Here is a 23,765-nt window from a genome sequence, read left to right as displayed (position 1 = left end):
ATTGAAAGGCCACCAGCAACATGTGATCCTTGCGCGCTTTCCCGTTCACGAGCATCCCATGAGTAAAACCATCCGCATCGCCGCTGCCCTTCTGCTCGACCCGCAAGGCCGTACCCTGCTGGTACGCAAGCGTGGAACCCAGGCGTTCATGCAGCCTGGCGGCAAGATCGAGGCCGACGAGCAGCCGGTTAGCGCCCTGGCCCGTGAGCTGTTCGAAGAGCTGGGTCTGTCGATCGAGGCACAGGACGCCGAGTTTCTCGGCCAGTTCAGCGCCCCGGCTGCCAACGAGCCGGGGTTTGTCGTCCAGGCCGAGATTTTCAAAGTACACACTGCCATGCCGGTCGAGCCTGCAGCGGAAATCGAAGAAGTGGTGTGGGTCTCGGCCCGCAAGCAACTGACCCTGGAGCTGGCGCCGCTGACACGGGACTTGATTCTGCCCCTGTATCGGCAGTTAACTACCACCCCCGCCTGATCGCACTTGCAAAGGAATGCCGATGATCCCTACCCATGAATGGCTGCTGTTTATTGGTGCTGCGCTGCTGATGGTCCTGACCCCGGGGCCGAACATGATCTACCTGATTTCCCGCTCGATCTGCCAGGGCCGCATGGCCGGGGTAACGTCGTTGCTGGGCGTGGTCGGTGGCTTTCTGGTGCACATGACGGCCGCAGCCATTGGCCTGACGGCCTTGTTCATGGCCGTACCGCTGGCTTACGACCTGCTCAAGTGGGCCGGTGCCGGTTACCTGCTGTGGCTGGCCTGGCAGGCGGTCAAGCCCGGTGCCCGTTCGCCGTTCGAGCCGCGCGAGCTGGCACCGGACTCGCCGCAAAAGCTGGTGCTCATGGGCTTTCTGACCAGCGTACTCAACCCCAAGGTGGCGGTGTTCTACCTCTCGGTACTGCCGCAGTTCGTCTCGCCGGAAAACGGCTCGGTGCTGGCTCAAAGCCTGGCCTTGGGTCTGACCCAGATCGCCGTGAGCTTCTCGGTCAACCTGCTGATCGCCCTGTTCGCCGCCGGCATTGCCGGTTGGTTCGTGCGCTATCCGCTGTGGCTGATGCTGCAGCGCTACGTGATGGGCTTCGTCCTCGCCGGCCTGGCATTGCGCCTGGTGCAGGAGCAACGCCGGGTCGTGTAAGGCTTAGCGTACCGCGCTGACACCGTCGAGGGTGGAGAACGAGGTGTCCTTGGCGGTCAGCAAAAAGTCGCGCATGTAGGGCGCATCAAGCATATCGGTGCGCACCGCCGCGTACAGCGTGGCAAACAGGCCTTTCTCGCCCAGGCGCTTGGCCTTCACATACCCACGCGAGCTGTACTCGTGCAGGGCCCAGTGCGGCATGCCGCACACGCCGCGACCGCTGGCGACCAGTTGCATCATCATCACCGTCAGCTCTGCTGTGCGCACGTGCGCAGGCTCCACATCGGCCGGCTCGAGGAAACGGGTGAAGATATCCAGGCGGTCGCGCTCCACCGGGTAGGTGATCAGGGTTTCGCTGGCCAGGTCTTCGGGCACCATGTACGGTTTGTGCGCCAGCGGATGCTGGTTGGCCACGGCGAGCATCGCTTCGTAGGTGAACAGCGGCACGTAAGTGATGCCGCTGAGTTCCAGTGGATCGGAGGTCACTACCAGGTCAAGGTCGCCACGGGCCAGCGCTGGCAGCGGGGCAAAGGCAAAACCCGAAGCCAGGTCGAGTTCGACTTCCGGCCAGGCGTTGCGGAACTGGTCGATGGTCGGCATCAGCCACTGGAAGCAGCTGTGGCATTCGATCGCCATGTGCAGGCGCCCGGCAGTACCACCGGCCAGGCGGGCGATGTCGCGCTCGGCGCCACGCAGCAGCGGCAAGGTGGCATCGGCCAGTTGCAGCAGGCGCAGGCCGGCACTGGTGAAGCGGATCGGCTTGGTCTTGCGCATGAACAGCTGCATGCCCAGGCGCTCCTCCAGCTCCTTGAACTGATGGGACAGTGCCGATTGGGTCAGGTGCAGACGCTCGGCAGCCTCCACCAGGCTGTCGGCTTCGCGCAGGGCATGCAGGGTTTTCAGGTGGCGAATTTCCAGCACCGCAGGGCTCCATGAGTAAATTTTGAGATGAACACGAATTTATTGAGTTTGTCTCATGTTGGTCTGGCTGTCGACAATAGCGTCATCTTTTACAGGGAGGACGTTTTCTCATGGCACTGGCCCACAACCTTGGTTTCCCACGCATCGGCGCTGACCGCGAACTGAAAAAAGCCCAAGAGGCCTACTGGAAAGGCGATCTCGATCAGGCCGGCCTTGAAGCCGTTGGCCGCGAACTGCGCGCCCGTCACTGGCAGATGCAAAAAGACGCCGGGATCGAGCTGCTGCCGGTGGGCGATTTTGCCTGGTACGACCAGGTACTGAGCCATTCGCTGGCCTTCGGTGCCATCCCCGAGCGTTTTGCCAGTGCCTTGGGCAGTGATGGCCTGCCGACCCTTGATACCCTGTTTGCCATGGCCCGCGGCGCCAGCACCTGCTGTGGCGGCGCCCATGGGCAAACCCAGTATGCCCAGGAGCTGACCAAGTGGTTCGATACCAACTATCACTACCTGGTCCCGGAGTTCAGTGCCGACCAGCGCTTTGTCCTCAGTTGGGATCAGCTGTTCGACGAAGTCGCCGAAGCCCGGGCCCTGGGCCACGCGGTCAAACCGGTGCTGATCGGTCCGCTGACCTACCTGTGGCTGGGCAAGGCCAAGGGCGGCGAGTTCGACAAGCTTGACCTGCTGGAGCGCCTGCTGCCGGTCTATGGCGAAATCCTCAGCCGCCTGTCGCGCCAAGGCGTGGAATGGGTACAGATCGACGAGCCGATCCTTGGCCTGGACCTGCCGCAGGCATGGAAGAACGCCTTCGAGCGTGCCTACCACATCCTCCAGTACTCACCACTCAAGAAGCTGGTCGCGACCTACTTCAGCGGCCTGGAAGACAACCTGGGCCTGGCCGTCGGCCTGCCGGTGGATGGCCTGCACATCGACCTGGTGCGCGCCGCGGAGCAACTGCCAGCGGTGCTCGATCGCCTGCCGAGCTACAAAGTGCTGTCGCTGGGTGTGGTCAACGGCCGCAACGTCTGGCGCTGCGACCTGGACCAGGCACTGGAACAGCTGCAACAGGCCCAGCAACGCTTTGGAGCCAACCTGTGGGTCGCCGGCTCCTGCTCGCTGCTGCACAGCCCGGTGGACCTGGGCCGTGAAGACAAACTCGACGCCGAACTGAAAAGCTGGCTGGCCTTTGCCGTGCAGAAGTGCGAAGAAATCGCCGTGCTGGCCAAGGCTCTGGATACCCCGCACCTACCGGCGGTGCAGAACGCCCTGAGCCACAGCCGCATCGTACAGAAGAGCCGTACCGAGTCGCCACGCATTCACAAGCCGCAGGTTCAGGCCCGCCTGGCTGCGGTTACCGCTGCCGACAGCCAGCGCCAGTCAGCCTTTGCCCAACGTATCGAGGCTCAGCGCCAGCGCCTGCAACTGCCGGCCTTTCCGACCACCACCATTGGCTCGTTCCCGCAGACCTCGGCGATCCGCCTGGCGCGCCAGGCCTACAAGCAGGGCAAGCTGTCGGCCAACGACTACACCGACGCCATGCACAGCGAGATCCGCCATGCCGTGCAGGTGCAGGAGCGCCTTGGTCTGGACGTTCTGGTGCACGGCGAGGCTGAGCGCAACGACATGGTCGAGTACTTTGCCGAGCAACTGGACGGCTATGCCTTCACCCGTTTTGGCTGGGTCCAGAGCTACGGTTCGCGCTGCGTCAAACCTGCGATCATCTACGGCGACCTGAGCCGCCCGCAGGCCATGACTGTGGCGTGGATCGAATATGCCCAGAGGCTGACCAGCAAGGTCATGAAAGGCATGCTGACGGGCCCGGTGACCATGCTGATGTGGTCGTTCCCCCGTGAAGACGTGTCGCGCAAGGTCCAGGCCGAGCAACTGGCCCTGGCCATTCGCGACGAAGTGCAGGACTTGGAAGCGGCCGGCATCAAGATCGTGCAGATCGACGAAGCCGCGTTCCGCGAAGGCTTGCCGCTGCGTCGGGCGCAATGGCAGGAGTACCTGGACTGGGCGGTTGAGGCTTTTCGCCTGTGCGCAAGCGGCGTGCGCGACGAAACCCAGATTCACACCCACATGTGCTACAGCGAATTCAACGATGTGATTCAAGCCATCGCCGCCATGGACGCCGATGTCATCACTATCGAGACTTCGCGTTCGGACATGGAACTGCTGGAGGCCTTCGAAGCCTTTGACTACCCCAACGACATCGGTCCAGGCGTCTATGACATCCACTCCCCGCGAGTGCCAGATACCGCAGAGATGGTCGCGCTGATGCGCAAGGCGGCCGCACGAGTGCCCGCCGAGCGTTTGTGGGTCAACCCCGATTGCGGCCTGAAGACACGTGGCTGGCCGGAAACCGAGGCGGCGCTGGTCAATCTGGTGGCGGCGGCGCGGCAGTTGCGGGCAGAGCTGGCGTAAGGAGAACACCGGCGAGCCAGGACGGCTCGCCGGTGTTGCTGCAGTTTACAGGTGGGAAAAATGCATTTCAGCGGTCTGCGCTGAAATTACTCCACGCCAGACGGTGTCAGCACTGTTTGCTTGTTGCCACTGGGCACCCCGGTAGCGGTCTGCTGCGCGCTTGAGGTGTTTGGCATTGGCATTGGTGAACGGTGTTTGCGCTTTGCTGAAATGGAAATGGGCATACCAGAGTACGGGTTGCCCCGCAGCCGTCAGATCGCGGATCACGTATTCCTGCAGGTAATCGCGCGTTTTGAGCAATTGACGCTCCCCCTCGCGAGCGATGTCAACCTGCTGCTGTTCGAGCAAGTACAACAGATGGCCCTCATTGGGTTCGGCGCCGAGTTTGATCTGGGCGATGCGCAGCTCGACGCCTCGTTGACGTAACGCGGCTGCCTGGGTGCGCAGTTGTGCCGGTTGCGCAGCGGCCGTATCCAATTGCTGGATACGTCGTGCGCAATGCTCCAGTTCCTCAGCCTTGGTGTTCATCACGTGTTCAAGATCTGCTGGCAGCATGCCCTGACGCTGATAGCCATCAACACGCAGTCGATAATTGTCCAGCCCGCCGATCAGCTCGACAACAGTGCTTTGGAGGTCACGAAGCTCATTGGCACGCACGGGTGCCGGTGCGAGTTGGCGCTGCCAACGATCACCACTGGGGTGGTAGACCCTCAGGGCGTCGCCTTCTTCGCTCCGGGTGATGATGTGGCCGGGAAGTTGGTCGGTCGGCGGGATGTAATCACCTACCCGGTATTGCTCATCCACGGTCTGGAACAGGCGTGGGCCGCTATGGTTGCCGTGGGTGGCAGGCGCGGAATTGGGCAGACGGCGTATCTGCTTGTCGGTTTGGGCAATCAGCGTGTCCAGGTTCTGATGCAGTTGTTTCAGGTACTGCTCATCGAACATCTCGGGAAAGCTGGCGTAAGTGCTTCGTAGCTTGAGTTGGTACTGGCGATAGGCAGCATTGGCTTGCTCGTAAATGGCTTTACGTTGTTGGGCATTGGTCGCAATCTCTTGCAAGTTGACCAAAGTACCGCGCATTTCCTGAACGTCTTGTTCGAGCTGCCGCAGTTGCCGGTGCAGGTAGTCGGCCACGACCGAGGTGTTCTGGTAGCGTCGGGCGGCAATCATCAGGTGTGGAGATTTGTAGAACACGAAAAAGGCATCGCCGAGCTGTCGTTCAAGTATCGAGATCGATTGCGCCAGCGAGGTGAAGCTTTTCAAGTCATCCAAGTAGTCCTGGTGTGCTGGGAAGTGTTGTTTCAATGCTTCAATTGCGTTATCGAATTGCTGTCTGGAACTGGCAAGAAGCGCTCGGTATTCGTCGGTTGCGGGCTCCAGGGCCGCAAGTCTCTGGGCATTGTTCGCCTGGGCTTGTTTTGCACTGGCAAGTTCGGTTTTGAAGCGTGCATCGGTGTGGCTGGAGGGGCGCGGCGTTTGGGTGTTTCGGTGCCAGAGGGTGAGCTCACCCATGTCCGAGGCTAGCCGCTCTCGTAGGTCCAGTATTTCAACGGTAGTTTTGCGCAACTGCCGAAGTAACGGTGCCTGGTCAAGCAGATCGTCCAATGAGTCCAGCTGATAGCGAGTCTCCAGGGCGGCCTTTAGCAATGGTCGCGAACGATTGGCCTTCAGATTGATGGCATGGATCAATCGTTCGCAGATGAGGTTGGCGGTACGCGACATCTGTTGGTTACAGATAAGTTTTTGCGCGCGATTGCTGACTTCAGCATATTGCGCCAAGGTGGCATAGCTTTTCTTGGCGGCGAGGATGTCAGCCTGGCAGCGCTGCTCCAGAACCACCGGCATCTGCAGTTTTTCTGCAGGCAGGGCTGCCTCGTACCGCACGAATTCCTGGTTGGTACGTTGTATGCTGTTTTGCAGGTCCAACTCATCCGTCGCTGTTTGCAATGACAGCATGCGCTGGCGTCGGTAGTGCCTGTCGACCCAGATGCGCGGAAGTCTGTGGCGAATCGATTCCGGCCAGTAGGGGTCAAGCCGGTCAAAGGTTCGGCCGACAGACTGGAGCGCGCTGGCAGCAACGCCGCCACCGGCGCCACCGCCGTACAGGTGCACGCCATAGAGGGCGAAATGCGTATCCCATTGCCCTTCGGCCGAGAGTGCGATTGGGCGTTTCCAACCCTTGGTGGATGTCCCTTGCAAGCGCCAGGTATGGGCAGTGGTGTCCCATTGCACCTGGCATGGACGGTCGCCAATCAGAATGAAATCACCTTCGGCGTGGCGATAGATGCCCTGAAAACGACCCTCGGTGCCCAGCGTTGATGCAGACAAGGTGATGGGTTTCTCGTACTCATAGCCATCGAAGCGTCCCAGCAGGGGCTTGCTTGGGGGGGCTGCGAGAATGTTCTGCCGCAGCGCAGGGCTATCCAACTGGCGCAACTGGCGCAGCTTGGTCAAGCGACGAACCGCTGTGACCTTGGCGGGAATGGCAGGCAGCAGGTCCACGGCGGCATCGACCAGGCACATCAAGGCTGTGCCCAGTTCGTTCAGCGCCCGGTACGGCTGACCATTGACCAGCAGCGACCTGGCTTTGGCGCACGCATCAAAAAAGTCATACAGGCTGATCAGGCTACCCAGCACAGGTACGAAACTGAGCGTCATTTTCAGGTAATTGAACACCATGCCGCTCTGATGGGCGTAGTTTTCCAGCCAGAGCTCATCGTTGGAGCGCGAGGTTGCTCGATGAGCCTCGACCATCCGCCCCATTTGCGCGTCAAGCAGATGTTCGCTCAGTGAAGTGCTCCTCGGCCAGTCCGGCCCCAGCCCGATCATGCCGCTGTACCTGTTCTGCAATGCCTGGCGCATCCAGGCGCGATGGCTTGCAGGGCTGCCCTGCAAGGTGCGACTGGCGAGGTAGTCGATTTCACCGCTCTGCTTGGCCAGCTGATAAAGCCCGTCGCGTGCCGCTTCCAGGCTTGAATATTGGCGCAGGGCCAGAGACGGATGATCGGGACGGTAGAGCAGGGTGATACCGCTGTTGCGGTCGCTGATGAACGTCACCCCTGAGAGGGGGATCGCCTGGCCCTCGGTTTCGGGGTAACTGCCGGTCAGGTGGGCGGGAACCAGGCGAATGTCATACCCTTGTACTATGTAGTACGCAGCGCTGCTGGCGGTCACGCAAAGGTCGAAAATCCGCTGCCCTGTATCCGTCAGGTTGCCCTGCTCGCGGGCGATCAGGCTCTGAAGCTTGAGCATTTGTTCGATAGGCTTGGCCAGGCTCTCGCGACGGTATTGGCGCTCGAACGGCGTCTCCTCGGCGTCCAGGAACAGCCGGCGAATCTTGTCTTCGTAAAGTTTGGCAAGGTCCAGTTCACCGCTGAGCTTTTCCACATAGGCCTTGGTGATAGCGCTGTTCAAGCGTGCTCGCACTTCACTGTTGCTGGATCGGCTTTCCACTCTCATGAACTTCAACCGATTGCTCACTGTGGTATCGACGTTTTGCAGAAGCACGGTTTCCAGCAGATGATCGTGGCGCAGGGTACTGGGTAACAGCTGTATATCGGCTGCTACGGGGACCTGACCCGGCAAACCGGGGGCGGGTGGCGTCGGTACTTTTTCTTCCGAGGTGGTGTCCGGCAGGTTGAGCACGATGGCACTGCCGTCATGGCTGGGAAAATCAGCTTTCAAACGTTTTAGCAGGTGTTGACGGCAAAACAGCAGGCGATTGGGCAAGTCCCGGCTTATTACGCTCTGGGCCAGTTGCATGGCCTTGAGGTAGTCGACGATGTGCTGCTTGATCAGCACACGCTTGGCGTCCGATAGCGTGCTGAGCCAATCGGGCAGGGTCGCACCGGCCAAGGTGAGCGATTGTTTCTGTTCCTGCAGCATCCGGTAAGCCTGTTCACGGGCGGCATGCTGGGGAATCTGCAGTCGCTGTTCGAGGTCTTCACGGATGGCGGCGAGGGCATCCTGTGCCGGTGTTCCATTGGCGGCGGTGATTGCTTTGAGCTCCGCTGCTTGGCTACGGCTCAGGTGCAGGTCAAGTATCTGGCTGAGGACGTCGCCGGAAACCGGCTTGAGTCTCAAGGACTGCGCCGCAAGTTTCTGCACCCCCAGGCAACTTTCCAACACCTGGGTGTTCGCGCATCGCAGCAAGCCGCCGTGCTTGCCTGGCCAGTACAGGAGCAGGGTAGGCGGGGTGGCGAGACCTTCCTGCGCTGGGTTGCGGGCTATGACCAGCAGGGTATCCAGCGTATGTTCGCGGGGCTGCTCAACGACCTCTACCTGTTCGCTTTGGCTCAGAATCACATGGTTGGCAACGATGCTGGAACCCGGCTGTGGGAACGACTGTCCTTGATCGAGCAAGGTTTCTACCCAGCCCAGCTCTTCGCTGTCGATTTGCCCAAGCAGATGCTGAAAGCGGGCGTGGGCTCGCAGGCCGGTGTGATGGGCAGCAATCAGTTCGGCATTGGCGACGGGGGGCGCTTGACTGGTTCGCCAGGTGTCGTTGGCCAATTGATCGGCGATGGCACTCAGCGCAGCTTGCGTGGCGCTTTCCAGGGCGGTGTAGTGCGTATTCAGGGCGCTCTCGGAGACATCGCTCATCAGTTTGAGCTGGCTGCGGATCAATTGTGAACGCAGGGTTTGCGGCAGCTCATCTCCCAGTCCACCGAAGTCGTGCAAGGACGGTGCCGGGGTTGCGTCCAGATCCATTGTCGGCAGCGTTGGTGGCGCGCTTAGCAGTGACGTCCGGCGCCGGTCCAGGTCAAGGCTATCGGCCATGGACAAGGTAAATTCGGCCTGGCGCTGAAGATCGCTGCCCGGATTGTAATCCAGTGATTTCAGCTGTTTGCTCAAAAGGCCATCCACAAGCGTATCGAAACCGCCAACCAGGCCATCCTGTGCCTGGTAGCTGATGCGGTCGCCCTTGTTTCCTGCCAGCAACGTGGCCTCCAGATCCGCAGAGGTCGCGAATCGGGAAAAAGCGGGCTGGCTGTCAGGTTGGTAGAGGATGCGTGCTGGATCGTCTTCGATGCTGAACAGCATCAGCCCCGGCATCGCCTCGGCATTTTTTTGCAGCGTCTGGATCGTCAGTCGTTTGTCATCCAGGCGCAGCCACTCGGGGTTGTCGAGTACACCGATCACCGGGCGCAGAGCCTGGTGGGTGATGCTGCCCATGGTCTGGGCGGCCTGCATGGCCATCTGCAAGTGCCCCTTGTAGTGGGCCAGGGCATGGTTGCGGCGGCTGACCGGCGTACCCTCGGCGCGTGCGTCCCAGTACTCGTGCCAGCGCTGACGGACACTGGTAGGGATGTCCAGCTGTTGGAGTCGGGACAGCAGTTGGCTGGGACTCAGTTGTAGCAGTGGACTACCCGCTACCCGGCCAAAGACCTGGGCATCCTGGTCCAACTTCGTGGGCGGGGTCGGGTAATGGCGCGCGAAGGCAGCAAGGACAATCAGGTTGATGAAGGTGCGCGAGCCATTGGGCTCGAACAGCAGTCCGGTGACTTCAGGGTCCGTTTTGAAGTGGTCGCGCAGGGTCGTACGCAATGCTTCACGCACCCCCGGAGCATTGGCGACAAGTGTATTGAAGTTCTCACGGTGCACATTCCACTGGCCGATGCAGCGCTGCAGTGAGCTTGGATCAAGCCAGTTTGCGGGGGCGACGTGAGCAGGGTGAAGGGGGCTTGAGGCTGCGTCGTCGAGTGTTTCGCTCATGTTGGAATCTCCTGTCTGACCGCGCCGAAAATGGCGAGGGGCTATTGGACAGGACCCGCTTGTTCGCGCAGTGGTAGATAAATATCGGCACGACCATTGAGCGAGCTTCATCAAATTGTCACGCAACTGTGGCAGCGCGCTGGAACAAACTTCATCACACTCGCGCTCTACTGGGGATTTGCATTCTGGTGTTTGAGTCATGCGGGCGTTGCTGTTTTTACTTCTTGTTCTGTCGAGTGCATCGGCGGCCCTTGCCGGGGCGCGCTGTGATACTCAGGTGCCTGTGCAGCAGGCTCAACTGGCGCAGGTGAACCTGGTCTACCAGAGTGTCGGCCGTGCCTCGGATCCTGCGTTACTGCTGGTCATGGGCCTGGGCGGGCAACTGATCCATTGGCCCGACGACGTGGTCCAAGCCCTGTGCGAGCAGGGGTTCCGGGTCATTCGCTTCGATAACCGCGATGTTGGCCTGTCGAGCTGGAACCAGGCGCCGGCCAGCGCCAACCTGAGCTTCGAGCTGCTGCGTTTCAAGCTGGGGCTGTCGGTCGCCGCCCCTTACAGCCTGGCTGACATGGCCGAGGATGGCCTGCAGTTGATGGACGCCTTGGGTATCGAGCGTTTTCATGTGTTGGGCGTGAGCATGGGCGGGATGATTGCCCAGCATTTGGCGGCCATGGCCCCGCAACGGGTCGAGAGCCTGACCCTGATCATGTCCAGTTCCGGTGCTCAGGGCCTGCCGACGCCAGCACCGGCACTGGTGCAACTGCTGGCGCGGCGAGGGGCGCCGGATCGTCATACCGCCATCGAGCAGCAGGCCGACTTGCTTGCTGCCCTGGGCAGCCCTGAGGTAGCCGACGATCGCCAGGCACTGGTGCGCCAGGCCGCGCAATCCTACGACCGGGCCTTCAACCCTGAGGGCGCCAAACGCCAGATCCTGGCGATCCTGGCCGAGCCCAGCCGGGTTGAATTGCTCAATCGCCTGCGGCTACCGACCCTGGTGGTGCATGGCACGGCGGACCCGCTGCTGCCTGTGATGCACGGCGTGCACCTGGCCGCGCATATCCGTGGCAGTCAGTTACGGCTGATCCCGGGTTTGGCTCATCGTTTTCAGGCGCCGTTCAAGGGGGCGTTGCTGGGCGCAGTGTTGCCGTATCTGCAGTCGCAACGGCTGGCCGATACTCATCTTGCGGTGTACTGATCGCGGGGCAAGCCCTTCAGTGCAGCTTCACCCACAGGCTCACCAGCACTGTCGCCGCCACCAGCCAGGCCAGTGCCGCAAGCGCCAGTGCCGCCTCCAGGCGCAGGCGGTCGACCAGCAGGTACAGCGCCGCCAGGTAGACGAAGTAAGGGATGATGGACCACATGCCGAACACGATGGTGCTCTTCAGATCGTCCAGTGAGCGGCCTTTGCCGACGATGTAATGGGCGATCAGGGCGAAGGTCGGAAACAATGGCACCAGCCCGGCAATGTAGTAGTTGCGGGTTTTCGCCAGGGCGGCAAGGATCACCACCACGGCGGCGCCCAGGCAGGCTTTGAGTATCAGGTCCACAGTGCGTCTCGTTTCAGCGGTGGGTTAGCCCAGGCCATACTTCTTCACTTTGTCGAACAGGGTGGTCTTGGCCATGCCCAGCTCCTGGCTGGCCTGGCTGAGGTTGCCGCCGGTGCGCTGCAGGGCATCGCCGAGCAGGTTGCGCTCGAATGCCTCGACCGCCTCGGCAAAGCCCAGGCCCTGGTTGGTACTGGCGTCGGTCTTTTTGAATGCCGGCAGGCCCAGGGCATAGCGTTCGGCAACGTTGCGCAGTTCGCGGACGTTGCCTGGCCAGTCGTGGGCCATTAGCCGCGACAGGGTCTGGCTGTCCAGTTGCGGGGTTTCCCGGTCGAAGCGTAGCGACGACTGCTGCAGGAAGTGCTCGAACAGTTGCAGGATGTCTTCGCGGCGCTCGCGCAGTGGTGGCAGCTCCAGGGTCACTACGTTCAGCCGATAGTACAGGTCGCTACGAAACTGCCCGCTCTGGCCCAGGGCGTTGAGGTCGGACTTGGTCGCGGCAATCACCCGGCAATCGACGGCTATGCTCTGGTTCGACCCCAGGCGCTCCAGGGTGCGTTCCTGCAACACGCGCAGCAGTTTGATCTGCAGGTTCAGCGGCATGCTTTCGACTTCGTCGAGGAACAAGGTGCCGCCATTGGCGTGTTCGATCTTGCCGATCCGGCGTTTGCCGGCGCCGGTGAAGGCGTTGGCCTCATGACCGAAGATCTCGCTCTCGAACAGGTTCTCCGGCAACCCGCCGCAGTTCAGCGCCACGAAGGGTGCGCCCTGGCGGCGGCTGAAATCATGCAGGCAGCGCGCGACCAGCTCTTTGCCGGTACCGGTTTCGCCTTCGATCAGCACGTTGGCCGAGGTGTCGGCGACGTTGGCAATCAGTTCTCGCAGGTTCTGCATGGCCGGCGAGCGGCCGATGATCCGCCCCTCCAGGGTACTTTGCTCAGCCAACTGGCGGCGCAGGGCGAATACTTCCCGGGACAAGCCACGCTGCTCCAGGGCACGGCGCACCACTTCGACCAGGCGTTCCGGGGCGAACGGTTTTTCCATGAAGTCATAGGCGCCGTTGCGCATGGCGCCTACCGCCATGTCGATATCGCCGTGGCCGGTGATCAAAACCACCGGCAGGCTGCGGTCGCGGGCTTTCAGGCGGCTGAGCAGTTCCAGGCCATCGATGCCGGGCAGGCGGATATCGCTGACGACGATACCGGCAAAGTCATCGCCGATGCGTTGCAGGGCTTCTTCGGCACTGCCAACGCCTTCGCAGGCGATGTCTTCCAGGGCCAGTGCCTGCTGGCAGCCGAGCAGCACATGCGGGTCGTCTTCGACGATCAGGACGGTAAGGGGCGCTTGGTTCATAGGGACTCGGCTGATTCAGTGGGGGCATTGACCAGCGGCAGGCTGAGCACGAACGCGGTCCCGCCGCTGGCGGGGTGTTCGACACTGAGGCTGCCCTTGGCGGCGGCGGCAAGGCTGGCGGACAGGGTCAGCCCCAGGCCCAGGCCGTGCTCTCCCGGTTTGGTAGTGAAAAACGGTTCAAACAGGTGCTTGCGTGTTTCGTCATCGATGCCGTGACCATTATCGCGCACTCGCAGGCGGTACTTGTCGCCTTGCAGTTCGCCTTCAAGCCAGAGCTGCGGCAAGGGCTGCGCGGCCATGGCATCGAGGGCGTTGCCGATCAGGTTGACCAGGATCTGCTCGAGGCGGGTCTGGTCGATGGCCAGTTGCTGATCGTCGTAGTGACTGTGCAACTGCAGGTGGCAGCCGGCGATACGGTTGCCCAGTACCTGCAGGCTGGCCTCGACGGCTTTGTTCAACGAGGCCTTGCCGCTGTCTTCGCCGCGGCGGGCGAAGGAGCGCAGGCTGGCAGTGATGCGGCCCATGCGGTCGATCAGGTCGTTCATGGTGCGCAGGTTGGTGCTGACGGTTTCCAGTGCGCCACGCTCAAGAAAACGCACGCTGTTGCCCGACAAGGTGCGCAGGGCGGCCAGGGGCTGGTTCAGTTCATGGGCGATGCTGGTCGACATCTGGCCGATGGCTGCCAGCTTGCCGGCCTGAACCAGCTCGTCCTGGGCATGGCGCAGGGTCTGCTCGGCATGCCGGCGTTCGCGAATCTGGCCCTTCAGGCGCTCGTTGCTGGCGCGCAAGTCGGCGGTGCGCTCGGTAATTTTGCGCTCCAACTGGCTGTTGGCTTCTTCCAGCGCTTCACGGGCGGCCAGGCGGGTGGCAATCACTTTGCGCCGTTCGTTCCAGGCAATCAGCAAGATCGCCAGCAGGGCGAAGGCGACGCCGACCAGGATGCCTTGGACCATGGACTCGCGGCGCAGGTCCTGCAAGGGTGTGAGCAGAGTGAAGTGCCAGGGGGTGTCGTTCAGGCGCCGGGTTTGCGCAAGGTAAGCCACTTCGCGGCGACCATCGCCCAGTTCGGCATTGGCCGGGAAACTCAGTTTCTCGATGCCGTCGGCAAGTTTTTCACGCGACAGCGGTTGCAGTTCGTTCAGCGGCCACCAGTAATACTGCAGGCTGCGCGCCAGGCGCTCCTTGATTTCCGGGGTCAGTGGGCGCACTGACTTGAGCCGACGCGCCGGGTCGCTGGAGAGGATGATGATGCCGTTCTCGTCACTGACAAAGGCCTCCAGGCGTGCCCGTTGCCAGCGTTCTTCCATGGCCTCCAGGCGCACTTTGATCACCGCCACGCCAATGATCTTGCCGTGCTCTTCCAGGCCGTGGGCGAGGAAGTAGCCCGGCTCGCCGGTGGTGCTGCCGATGCCGTAGAAGCGCCCGGGCTGGCCACGCACGGCGTCCTGGAAGTAGGCGCGGAACGACAGGTCTTCACCGAGGAAGCTGTCGACATCGCGCCAGTTGCTGGTGGCCTGGACCCGGCCGCTGGTGTCGAGGACAAAGATCGCCCGGCTGCGGCTGCGGCGGTTCAGGCCCTCAAGGTATTCGTTGACCGCCTGGCGGTGTTCGCCGTCGGGTTCGGTGAGCAGGCTGGAAACGCTGTTTTCAAGCTCCAGCAGGCTCGGCAGGTAGGTGTACTTGTTGATTTCGCTCTCGACCGCGCGCGCGTGCAGCTCGAGCTGGCGCTCGCCGTTTTCGCTCAAGGTGCGGATGCCGTTGTGTTCGCTGATCATGAAGCCGGCCACACCCAGGCCGATCATCAACAGGACGATCAGGGGCGGGAACAGCAACTGGCGGATCAAACGGGGTTTCACGGCAAGGGCAGGCTTGGCAGGGCGAAAGAGCGTAGGGTCGCATTTCATCACAGTAGCCCGGTAACTAACAGCGCTGCCTGCCCGGCGTACACCGGACAGACAGCGTTGAGACCTCAGTGTTGCAGGATTTTGCTGAGGAAGTGCTGGGTACGCTGGTCGCGCGCGCTCTGGTCACCAAAGAACTCTTCCTTGGTGCAGTCTTCGATGATGTTGCCTTTGTCCATGAAGATCACCCGGTTGGCGACCTTGCGTGCGAAGCCCATTTCATGGGTTACGCACATCATGGTCATGCCTTCGTGGGCCAGCTCGACCATCACGTCCAGTACTTCGCTGACCATTTCCGGGTCCAGCGCCGAGGTTGGCTCGTCGAACAGCATGACGATCGGGTCCATCGACAGGGCGCGAGCAATGGCCACACGCTGCTGCTGGCCACCGGACAGTTGCCCTGGGTGCTTCTTGGCGTGGGCGCTGAGACCGACGCGCTCAAGCAGGGCCAGGCCCTTCTTGGTCGCTTCGGCTTCGCTGCGGCCCAACACCTTGCGCTGGGCAATGGTCAGGTTCTCGGTGATGGTCAGGTGCGGGAACAGCTCGAAATGCTGGAACACCATGCCGACTCGCGAACGCAGCTTGGGCAGGTTGGTCTTGGGGTCGGCAATCGAGGTGCCATCAACGATGATGTCACCCTTCTGGAACGGCTCCAGGGCGTTGACGCACTTGATCAGGGTCGACTTGCCCGAGCCCGACGGGCCGCAAACCACCACCACTTCGCCTTTCTTGACCTCGGTGTTGCAGTCGGTCAGAACCTGGAAGTCGCCGTACCACTTGTTGACGTTCTTGATGGAAATCATACGGTTATCCTTTTCTGCAGACGCTTGACCAGGAAGGAAGCGGAGAAGCTGATGACGAAGTAGACGACACCGGCGAAGATCAGAAACTCGTTGGAGCGGCCAACGATGTCACCACTGGCGCGTGCCGAGTTGAGGAAGTCGACCAGGCCGACGGTGTAGACCAGCGAGGTGTCCTGGAACAGGATGATGCTCTGTTGCAGCAGCAGCGGGGTCATCTTGCGAAACGCCTGGGGCAGGATGATCAGGCGCATGGTCTGGCCGTAGGTCATGCCCAGGGCCTGGGCTGCGCCCATCTGGCCCTTGGAAATCGACTGCACGCCCGCCCGGACGATTTCACAGAAGTACGCCGCCTCGAACATCATGAACGCCACGACGCAGGAGGTGAACGCACCGACCGGGGTGTCTTCGCCAGTGATCCAGCGCAACACGAACGGCACCGCCAGGTAGAACCAGGTGATCACCAGCAGCAACGGGATGGAGCGGAAGTAGTTGACGTAGGCGCCGGCAAAGCGTGACAGCAGCTTGTTCGATGACAAGCGCATCAGCGCCAGGATCGTGCCCAATGCAATGCCGCCAACAATGCCCATGACCATCAGTTGCAGGGTCATTTTCATGCCGTTCCACAGGCCCGGCATCGCTGGAATGATGTCACTGAAGTCCATTATTTGCCCCCCACGGAAATCAGGCCGGGTACGGCGACTTTCTTCTCGACCATACGCATCAGCAGCATCAGGCCCATGTTCAGGGTGAAGTAGATCAGGGTTGCCAGGGTGAAGGCTTCAAACAGGTTGGCCGAGAACTCGGCGGTCTGTTTGGTCTGCGCCAGCAACTCCATCAGGCCGATCAGCGAGGCCACCGAGGAGTTCTTGAACACGTTCAAGAATTCCGAGGTAAGCGGCGGAATGATGATCCGGTAGGCCTGTGGCAGCAGCACGTTCCAGTACACCTGCGGCAGGCTGAAGCCCATGGCGCGGGCAGCGGCTTCCTGGCCGCGGGGCAGCGCCTGGATACCGGTGCGTACCTGCTCGCACACCCGCGCGGCAGTGAACAGGCCCAGGCAGATGACCACGCTGATCAGTGCCGAAGTGGTCGGGTTGAGGTCTTGCTTGTACCACTCCTGCAGATTCTCGGGCAGCAGGTCAGGCACCAGGAAGTACCAGATGAACAGCTGCACCAGCAGCGGTACGTTACGAAAGAGTTCCACGTAGGCGGTGGCAATGCCCGATACCAGACGGTTCGGCACGGTACGCATGACGCCGAGTACCGAACCCAGCAGCAATGCAATGATCCAGGCGGCAATGGCAATGGCGATGGTCCAGCCCAGGCCGGTGATGTACCAGTCCAGATAGGTTTCGCTGCCCACGCCAGTGGACTTGAAGAATACGCCCCAGTCCCAGTTGTAATTCATCGGGGTCTCCCCTCAGATCGGTTTATTACGGGCACCTTCGAGCATCCGGGGGCGCTAGCGCCCTCGGATGAAAGGTTAGACACAAACTAGCTGGGGATCAGGACTTCTTGTCGTCTGCAGCTTTGTCGGTAGGATTGGCGATCAGCGCCTTGAGCTCGTCGCTCATCGGGAAGTTCAGGTTCAGGCCTTTAGGTGGGACTGGCTGGTTGAACCATTTGTCGTAGATTTTGTTGATCTCGCCCGATTTGTAGAGGTCAACGATGGCCTTGTCGACGGCAGCCTTGAACGGTGCGTCATCCTTGCGGACCATGCAGCCATAGATTTCATAGGACTGCGGGGTGCCGACGATTGCCCAGCCTTTGGGGTTCTTGGCCTTGGCCATTTCACCGGCGAGCAGCGCGTCGTCCATCATGAAGGCCACGGCGCGGCCTGACTCGAGCATCTGGAACGACTCACCATGGTCCTTGGCCGAGATGACGTTCATCTTCATCTGCTTGTCGGCGTTCATGGCCTTGAGGATGCGCTCGGAAGTGGTACCGGCGGTGGTTACCACGTTCTTGCCGGCCAGGTCCGGGAAGTCCTTGTACTTGGCGTTTTCTGGTTTGCCTTCTTCTGCCTTGGTCAGCAGGCGGGTGCCGACTTCGAAGATGCCGACCGAGAAACCGACCTGCTGCTGGCGCTCGACGTTGTTGGTGGTCGAGCCACACTCGACGTCAACGGTGCCGTTCTGTACCAGCGGGATACGGGTCTGGGAGGTGACCAGGTTGTATTTGACCTTCAGGTCCGGCTTGTTCAGGTCCTTTTTCAGGGCCTCGACGATTGCCAGCTGGATGTCATGGGAGTAACCGACGGGTTTGCCCGAAGCGTCGGCGATGTAGGAGAACGGAATGGAAGCGTCACGGTGCCCCAGGGTAATGGTGCCCGACTCGTTGATCTTTTTCAGGGTGCCGGTCAGTTCGGCAGCGAAGGCTGGCGTGCTGATCAAAGCGGCCGCAACAGCGGCGCCCAACAGATGGGGAACGATACGCATCAAAATTTCCTCGACGTTGTTTTTTTTATGAAGCCGTTGGCGGGCTCTTTCGTTCAGCGAACACTGCAGTGAAGCGTTTTGCGCATTCGGGTACTGAGTGTAGAGCATGACTCGTGCCAAGCCCTGATGTCGATCATAACGCCCTGAAAAAACGGGGGATTAATCTTTTTTGACGGCTTGTGCGAGGTAGGATTCGTCCGGATGACCGAATCAGGCGGTGTTTTTCGTTCGGAAAACCGAATCGCGGGGCAAGTCGGGCCGCCGCATCGCCGCTCCTACCAAATAGGGTAGGAGCGGGCTTGCCCCGCGATATGTTTCAACTGCTCAGGCAGCTTGAACCCGCGCGCGGTTCAGTTCCAGGCGCTGCAGGTAATCCTGCAAGGCCTGTTGTTCAGAGGCAGTGGTAAACAGCCCCAGCTTGCTTCGGCGCCAGAGGATATCGTCGGCATTGACCGCCCACTCCTCGCTGCACAGGTAATCCACTTCCCGGGTGAACAAACCACCACCAATGGCTTCACCCAGGTCCTGCGGGCCCTGTACGCCTTCAAGCAGGCGCCAGACGCGGCTACCGTAGGTGCGCGCCCAGCGCTTGGCAATCTCGGCCGGCAACCAGCCACAGCGGGCCAGGATAGCGTCGACCAGTGCCTGCGGGGTGCTCATGTCTTCGCCGCCCGGCAAGGGTGCGCTGGCGGTCCAGCTGCCGCGCATCTGGGTGAAGAAGGGCGCAAGCTCGCCCATGGCCGACTCGGCCAGTTTGCGGTAGGTGGTCAGCTTGCCGCCGAACACCGACAGCAGTGGAGCTTCACCGCTGCTGGCCGACAGTGCCAGGGTGTAGTCGCGGGTAACGGCCGACGGGTTGTCGGACTCGTCGTTGCACAGCGGGCGAACGCCGGCGTAGGTGTGGAGGATATCGGCGCGGCTGAGCTGATGGTTGAAGTGCTCGTTGACCACTTTGAGCAGGTAGTCGGTCTCGCCTTCGGTGATCGCCACCTTGGCTGGGTCGCCGGTGTACTCACGGTCGGTGGTGCCGATCAGGGTAAAGCGTTCCAGGTACGGAATGGCGAAGACGATGCGCTGGTCTTCGTTCTGCAGGATGTAGGCATGTTCGCCGTCGTACAGTTTCGGCACGATCAGGTGGCTGCCCTGGATCAGGCGGATGCCGTACGGCGCTTGCAGTTGCAGGTCGTCCTGGATGAACTTGGCCACCCACGGCCCAGCGGCATTGACCAGTGCGCGGGCACGAATCGACTGCTGGCTGCCGTCGGCGTTTTCCAGTTGCACGTTCCACACGCCATCGACCCGGCGAGCGCTGATGCAGCGGGTGCGGGTGCGAATGTCGGCGCCTTTTTCACGGGCGGCCATGGCGTTGAGCACCACCAGGCGGGCGTCATCCACGGCGCAGTCGGCGTACTCGAAGCCGCGGGTGATGCCAGGCTTGAGCGGGTTGCCCGGGCCGAAGCGCAGGCTGTTCGATGCACCAAGCTGCTTGCGCTTGCCCAGGTGATCGTAAAGGAACAGGCCGGCACGGATCATCCACGCCGGGCGCAGGTGCGGACGATGGGGCAGCACGAAACGCATCGGTTTGACGATGTGCGGCGCCTTGGCCAGCAGTACTTCGCGCTCGGCCAGGGCCTCGCGCACCAGGCGGAATTCGTAATGCTCAAGATAACGCAGGCCACCGTGGATCAGCTTGCTGCTGGCCGAGGAGGTGTGGCTGGCCAGGTCGTCTTTTTCGCAAAGGAACACAGAAAGACCGCGTCCGGCTGCATCGGCGGCAATCCCCACACCGTTGATGCCGCCGCCAATTACGGCGAGGTCATAGAGTTCGGCAAGGGCGGGCGATGGCAAGCTGGATTGGGACACGGGTGGCCTCCTGAAGGTCTTTCCGATATCGAATTTGAACGCTAATGTTCACTTTCGAAAATACTAGCGCAACAAAATGCGGCTCGCCAGTCACTTCCCATAGAAAATACTGATCAGATGACAAATAAATGAAAAATAACGAACATTCGCGCTGCCACCGTTGCGATGGCAGCGGGCAGTGGCTCAGACCACGTCGAGGCGGATCTTGTACTGGTTGAGCAATTGCGTGAGGGCGGGCACCGGCGCCTGGTCGGTGACCAGGCAGTCGATCAGGCTGATCGATCCCAGGCGCACCATGGCGTTGCGGCCGAACTTGCTCGAGTCGGCGGCGAGGATGACCTGGCGGGCATTGGCGATGATCGCCTGGGATACCCGGACTTCCTGGTAGTCGAAATCCAGCAGGCTGCCGTCTTCATCGATGCCGCTGATACCTACCAGGGCGAAGTCGACCTTGAACTGGTTGATGAAGTCGACGCTGGCCTGACCCACAACGCCGCCATCGCGGCGCACATTGCCACCGGCCAGCAGTACTTCGAAATCATCCTTGGCGCTGAGGATCGAGGCCACGTGCAGGTTGTTGGTGATGATTTTCAGATGGTTGTGGTTGAGCAGGGCGCGGGCGATGGATTCGGTGGTGGTGCCGATGTTGATGAACAGCGAGGCGTGATCGGGAATCTGCGCGGCAATGGCTTCGGCGATGCGCTGTTTCTCGTCGCGCATCTGGTCGGCGCGCATGGCATAGGCGGTGTTTTCGATACTGGAATCGTAGGCTGCGCCGCCGTGGTAGCGGCGTAGCAGATTGACTTCCGCCAACTGGTTGATATCACGGCGGATGGTTTGCGGGGTGACGACGAACAGCTGCGCCATTTCTTCGATACTGACATAGCCGCGTTCGCGGACCAGTTCGAGGATTTGTTGTTGGCGAGGAGGCAGATTCATGGGCGGTCCTTTGGGGCAGCCGGGCAAATTTCGCCATGAAAACAGCTTGAGCTTCAAGCCGCAAGCTACAAGCAAGAGCAACAGCGGTGCGCGGACTGCTTTGCTTCTTCTTGCAGCTTGAGGCTTGCAGCTTGCCGCTGCTTTAATCTTCGTGCGGTTCCCAGTCGCGAGTGCGATCCACGGCCTTCAACCAGCCGGCATAGAGTTTCTCTTTCTGCACTTCGTCCAGTTGCGGGCTGAACTCGCGCTCGATGATGGCCTTGCCGCGCAGTTCATCCAGGCTGCTCCAGAAGCCGCAGGCCAGGCCCGCCAGGTAGGCGGCGCCCAGGGCAGTGGTCTCGCGCATTTGCGGGCGCTCGACGCAGGTGCCGAGGATATCGGCCTGGAACTGCATGAGGAAGTTGTTGGCCACAGCGCCACCATCGACCCGCAGTTCGCTCAGGCGTTGGCCGCAGTCCTGTTGCATGGCATCGAGCACATCGCGGGTCTGGTAGGCGATCGACTCCAGGGCGGCGCGAATGATGTGATCGACCTTGACCCCGCGGGTCAGGCCGAACAGCGCACCACGGGCATATGGGTCCCAGTACGGCGCGCCAAGGCCGGTGAAGGCGGGCACCAGGTACACGCCGTTGCTGTCCTTGACCTTGCTGGCGAAGTATTCGGTGTCGTGGGCGTCGTTGACGATCTTCAGCTCGTCACGCAGCCACTGCACCGTGGAGCCACCGTTGAACACCGCACCTTCCAGGGCGTAGGCCACTTCACCACGCGGGCCGCAGGCGATGGTGGTGAGCAGGCCGTGGGAGGATTTGACCGCCTTGTCGCCGGTGTTCATCAGCAAGAAGCAACCGGTGCCGTAGGTGTTCTTGGCCTGGCCGGGCTCCACGCACATCTGGCCGAACAGCGCGGCCTGCTGGTCGCCGGCGATGCCGGCAATGGCGATACCGCTCTTGGTGCGACCGTAGACTTCCGAGGAGCTGCGTACCTCGGGCAACATCTGCCGCGGAATGTTCAGCACCTCAAGCATCTTCTCATCCCACTCCAGGGTGTGGATGTTGAAGAGCATGGTGCGCGAGGCGTTGGTGTAGTCGGTGACGTGCACCTTGCCGCCGGAGAATTTCCAGATCAGCCAGCTGTCGACGGTGCCGAACAACAGATCGCCGCGCTCGGCGCGCTCACGGGCGCCTTCGACGTTGTCGAGGATCCACTTGAGCTTGGTGCCGGAGAAGTAGGGGTCGGTGACCAGGCCGGTGGTCTCGCGGATGTATTCCTGCAGACCTTCGCGCTTGAGTTGCTCGCAGATCTCGGTGCTGCGTCGGCACTGCCAGACAATGGCGTTGTACACCGGGCGACCGGTTTCCTTGTCCCAGACCACCGTGGTTTCACGCTGGTTGGTGATACCGATAGCCGCCACCTGGTCGTGGCTCAGGCCTGCCTGGGCCAGGGCTTCGACCATGGTCGCGCTCTGGGTGGCGAAGATTTCCATCGGGTCGTGCTCGACCCAGCCGGCTTGTGGGTAGTGCTGTGCGAATTCGCGCTGCGAGGTGCCAACCACGTTGGCATCGCGGTCGAAAATGATGGCCCGCGAACTGGTCGTGCCCTGGTCCAGGGCAATGATGTAGTTCTTGTGCTGGGTGTCTGTCATATCGTTGGCCTTGCACTCAATAGGGTAGAGATCAGGGCAGGGCGAGCCTGGCTCGCCACTGCAGGCATCAGGATGCCTGGGTCTTGCCCTGAGGGTTGGCGTCGGTCTGGGCGCTTTCGCTCTCGGCAACCGGCAGGTTTCGGGCGATCACGCCACGATAAAGGGCTGCCCCAAGGCTTGCCCCTATGATCGGCGCAAAAACAGGAATCAGGAAATAGGGAATGTCACGACCGCCCGTAAAAGCGACTTCGCCCCAGCCGGCGAGGAAGGTCATCAGCTTGGGCCCGAAGTCCCGCGCCGGGTTCATCGCAAAGCCGGTCAGCGGGCCCATGGCACTGCCGATCACGGCGATCAGCAGGCCGATCAGCAGCGGTGCCATGGCGCCGCGCGGCAGGCCATTGTTGTCATCGGTCAGGGCCATGATCACCGCCATCAGTACGGCGGTAATGATTACTTCGACCAGGAAGGCCTGGCCGGTGGACAGCGCCGGGTGCGGGTAGGTGGAGAACACCGAGGCCAGCTCCAGGCTGGCCTGGCTGCCGCGGATCATTTCATGGGCCTGTTCGAAATCGAAGAACAGGTTGCTGTACAGCGTGTAAACCAACGCCGCACCGCAGAAGGCACCGGCGATCTGGGCGACGATATAGAACGGCAGCTTGTGCTTCTCGAAGCCGGCGAACAGGCACAGGGCGATGCTCACTGCCGGGTTCAGGTGCGCGCCGGAAACCCCGGCGGTCAGGTAGATCGCCATGCTGACGCCGACGCCCCAGATGATGCTGATTTCCCACAGGCCAAAGCTGGCACCCGCAACCTTGAGCGCAGCGACGCACCCGGTGCCGAAAAAGATCAGCAGCGCGGTGCCGAGAAATTCGGCCATGCACTGGCTTGAAAGTGTTGGTTGTCGCAGAGCAGTCGTCATTCGTTACCTCGGTTCTTGTTGTTGTGAGGCGCAGTGAGCGCTCGACAAAAACCCGACAGAAATCCCCATTTCGGTCGGGCGGCGGCAGAAAATGCACCTTATCGGAGCATGGCTATATTCAGAATCGAAAAAATATAGACAAGAAACGCTTATGTCAAAGGTCGAAAGTGAACG

At 61.3% G+C, this 23,765-nt stretch carries 17 protein-coding genes; 4 read left to right on the top strand and 13 right to left on the bottom strand.

The window, feature by feature from the left end; translation table 11 throughout:
* Positions 1-58: 58 nt before the first annotated feature.
* Positions 59-472: an NUDIX hydrolase gene (locus EXN22_RS21680; RefSeq protein ID WP_130265982.1), complete on the top strand. Its 414-nt coding sequence runs from the start codon at positions 59-61 to the stop codon at positions 470-472.
* A 22-nt stretch (positions 473-494) separates the two neighbouring features.
* Positions 495-1,133, top strand: coding sequence for a LysE family translocator (locus tag EXN22_RS21675; RefSeq protein WP_130265981.1), 639 nt, complete (start codon positions 495-497; stop codon positions 1,131-1,133).
* A 3-nt stretch (positions 1,134-1,136) separates the two neighbouring features.
* Here the strand turns inward: EXN22_RS21675 and metR are convergent, their stop codons facing one another.
* Entirely contained in the window at positions 1,137-2,054 is a 918-nt protein-coding gene (gene metR, locus EXN22_RS21670; protein WP_130265980.1) for a transcriptional regulator MetR, read from the bottom strand.
* Positions 2,055-2,164: 110 nt separating this feature from the next.
* Here metR and metE point away from each other — a divergent pair, with 110 nt between their 5' ends.
* Positions 2,165-4,474, top strand: coding sequence for a 5-methyltetrahydropteroyltriglutamate--homocysteine S-methyltransferase (gene metE / locus EXN22_RS21665; protein ID WP_130265979.1), 2,310 nt, complete (start codon positions 2,165-2,167; stop codon positions 4,472-4,474).
* A 45-nt stretch (positions 4,475-4,519) separates the two neighbouring features.
* Here metE and EXN22_RS21660 read toward each other — a convergent pair whose 3' ends face one another.
* The gene (locus EXN22_RS21660; RefSeq protein WP_130265978.1) at positions 4,520-10,390 is read right to left on the bottom strand and encodes a dermonecrotic toxin domain-containing protein; all 5,871 of its coding nucleotides are present in this window, start codon (positions 10,388-10,390) and stop codon (positions 4,520-4,522) included.
* Between EXN22_RS21660 and EXN22_RS21655 the strand changes: the two genes are divergently transcribed.
* Positions 10,389-11,384 (top strand): alpha/beta fold hydrolase, encoded by a 996-nt coding sequence (locus tag EXN22_RS21655; RefSeq protein WP_130265977.1) that lies wholly within the window; start codon positions 10,389-10,391, stop codon positions 11,382-11,384. The genes EXN22_RS21660 and EXN22_RS21655 overlap by 2 nt on opposite strands.
* A gap of 16 nt (positions 11,385-11,400) precedes the next feature.
* Here the strand turns inward: EXN22_RS21655 and EXN22_RS21650 are convergent, their stop codons facing one another.
* From EXN22_RS21650 to EXN22_RS21600, 11 genes are all read right to left on the bottom strand, one after another.
* Complete coding sequence (locus EXN22_RS21650) at positions 11,401-11,727, bottom strand: GlpM family protein (RefSeq protein WP_165392287.1); 327 nt, start codon at positions 11,725-11,727, stop codon at positions 11,401-11,403.
* 33 nt (positions 11,728-11,760) lie between these two features.
* Entirely contained in the window at positions 11,761-13,035 is a 1,275-nt protein-coding gene (aauR, locus tag EXN22_RS21645; protein ID WP_233281744.1) for a two-component response regulator AauR, read from the bottom strand.
* A 47-nt stretch (positions 13,036-13,082) separates the two neighbouring features.
* On the bottom strand, positions 13,083-14,990 hold the full coding sequence (aauS, locus tag EXN22_RS21640; RefSeq protein ID WP_130265974.1) for a two-component sensor histidine kinase AauS: 1,908 nt from the start codon (positions 14,988-14,990) through the stop codon (positions 13,083-13,085).
* Between the two features lie 65 nt (positions 14,991-15,055).
* Complete coding sequence (locus EXN22_RS21635) at positions 15,056-15,790, bottom strand: amino acid ABC transporter ATP-binding protein (RefSeq protein ID WP_130265973.1); 735 nt, start codon at positions 15,788-15,790, stop codon at positions 15,056-15,058.
* The gene (locus tag EXN22_RS21630) at positions 15,787-16,455 is read right to left on the bottom strand and encodes an amino acid ABC transporter permease (RefSeq protein ID WP_165392286.1); all 669 of its coding nucleotides are present in this window, start codon (positions 16,453-16,455) and stop codon (positions 15,787-15,789) included. The genes EXN22_RS21635 and EXN22_RS21630 overlap by 4 nt, the downstream gene beginning before the upstream one ends.
* The gene (locus EXN22_RS21625) at positions 16,452-17,198 is read right to left on the bottom strand and encodes an amino acid ABC transporter permease (RefSeq protein WP_130265971.1); all 747 of its coding nucleotides are present in this window, start codon (positions 17,196-17,198) and stop codon (positions 16,452-16,454) included. Before EXN22_RS21625 ends, EXN22_RS21630 begins: the two co-directional genes overlap by 4 nt.
* 97 nt (positions 17,199-17,295) lie before the next feature.
* A complete protein-coding gene (locus EXN22_RS21620; protein ID WP_130265970.1) occupies positions 17,296-18,228 on the bottom strand; it encodes a glutamate/aspartate ABC transporter substrate-binding protein in 933 nt (310 codons plus the stop codon).
* A gap of 324 nt (positions 18,229-18,552) precedes the next feature.
* Positions 18,553-20,091, bottom strand: a complete 1,539-nt coding sequence (gene glpD, locus EXN22_RS21615; protein ID WP_130265969.1) for a glycerol-3-phosphate dehydrogenase — start codon at positions 20,089-20,091, stop codon at positions 18,553-18,555.
* Between the two features lie 183 nt (positions 20,092-20,274).
* Positions 20,275-21,030, bottom strand: a complete 756-nt coding sequence (locus tag EXN22_RS21610) for a DeoR/GlpR family transcriptional regulator (RefSeq protein WP_028943470.1) — start codon at positions 21,028-21,030, stop codon at positions 20,275-20,277.
* A 142-nt stretch (positions 21,031-21,172) separates the two neighbouring features.
* Positions 21,173-22,672, bottom strand: a complete 1,500-nt coding sequence (gene glpK, locus EXN22_RS21605; protein WP_130265968.1) for a glycerol kinase GlpK — start codon at positions 22,670-22,672, stop codon at positions 21,173-21,175.
* Positions 22,673-22,739: 67 nt separating this feature from the next.
* Entirely contained in the window at positions 22,740-23,591 is an 852-nt protein-coding gene (locus EXN22_RS21600; RefSeq protein ID WP_130265967.1) for an MIP/aquaporin family protein, read from the bottom strand.
* Positions 23,592-23,765: the final 174 nt, after the last annotated feature.

Source organism: Pseudomonas tructae, assembly GCF_004214895.1.
GTDB classification, from domain to species: domain Bacteria; phylum Pseudomonadota; class Gammaproteobacteria; order Pseudomonadales; family Pseudomonadaceae; genus Aquipseudomonas; species Aquipseudomonas tructae.
The sequence above is the reverse complement of the archived record's forward strand: the minus strand, read 5'-3'. Positions and strand labels throughout refer to the sequence as shown.

Coding starts and splice junctions, on each gene's coding strand:
- EXN22_RS21680 (WP_130265982.1), top strand. CDS start 59: ATGAGTAAAACCATCCGCATCGCCGCTGCCCTTCTGCTCGACCCGCAA.
- EXN22_RS21675 (WP_130265981.1), top strand. CDS start 495: ATGATCCCTACCCATGAATGGCTGCTGTTTATTGGTGCTGCGCTGCTG.
- metE (WP_130265979.1), top strand. CDS start 2,165: ATGGCACTGGCCCACAACCTTGGTTTCCCACGCATCGGCGCTGACCGC.
- EXN22_RS21655 (WP_130265977.1), top strand. CDS start 10,389: ATGCGGGCGTTGCTGTTTTTACTTCTTGTTCTGTCGAGTGCATCGGCG.
- EXN22_RS21660 (WP_130265978.1), bottom strand. CDS start 10,390: ATGACTCAAACACCAGAATGCAAATCCCCAGTAGAGCGCGAGTGTGAT.
- aauS (WP_130265974.1), bottom strand. CDS start 14,990: ATGAAATGCGACCCTACGCTCTTTCGCCCTGCCAAGCCTGCCCTTGCC.
- EXN22_RS21635 (WP_130265973.1), bottom strand. CDS start 15,790: ATGATTTCCATCAAGAACGTCAACAAGTGGTACGGCGACTTCCAGGTT.
- EXN22_RS21625 (WP_130265971.1), bottom strand. CDS start 17,198: ATGAATTACAACTGGGACTGGGGCGTATTCTTCAAGTCCACTGGCGTG.
- EXN22_RS21620 (WP_130265970.1), bottom strand. CDS start 18,228: ATGCGTATCGTTCCCCATCTGTTGGGCGCCGCTGTTGCGGCCGCTTTG.
- EXN22_RS21610 (WP_028943470.1), bottom strand. CDS start 21,030: ATGAATCTGCCTCCTCGCCAACAACAAATCCTCGAACTGGTCCGCGAA.
- glpK (WP_130265968.1), bottom strand. CDS start 22,672: ATGACAGACACCCAGCACAAGAACTACATCATTGCCCTGGACCAGGGC.
- EXN22_RS21600 (WP_130265967.1), bottom strand. CDS start 23,591: ATGACGACTGCTCTGCGACAACCAACACTTTCAAGCCAGTGCATGGCC.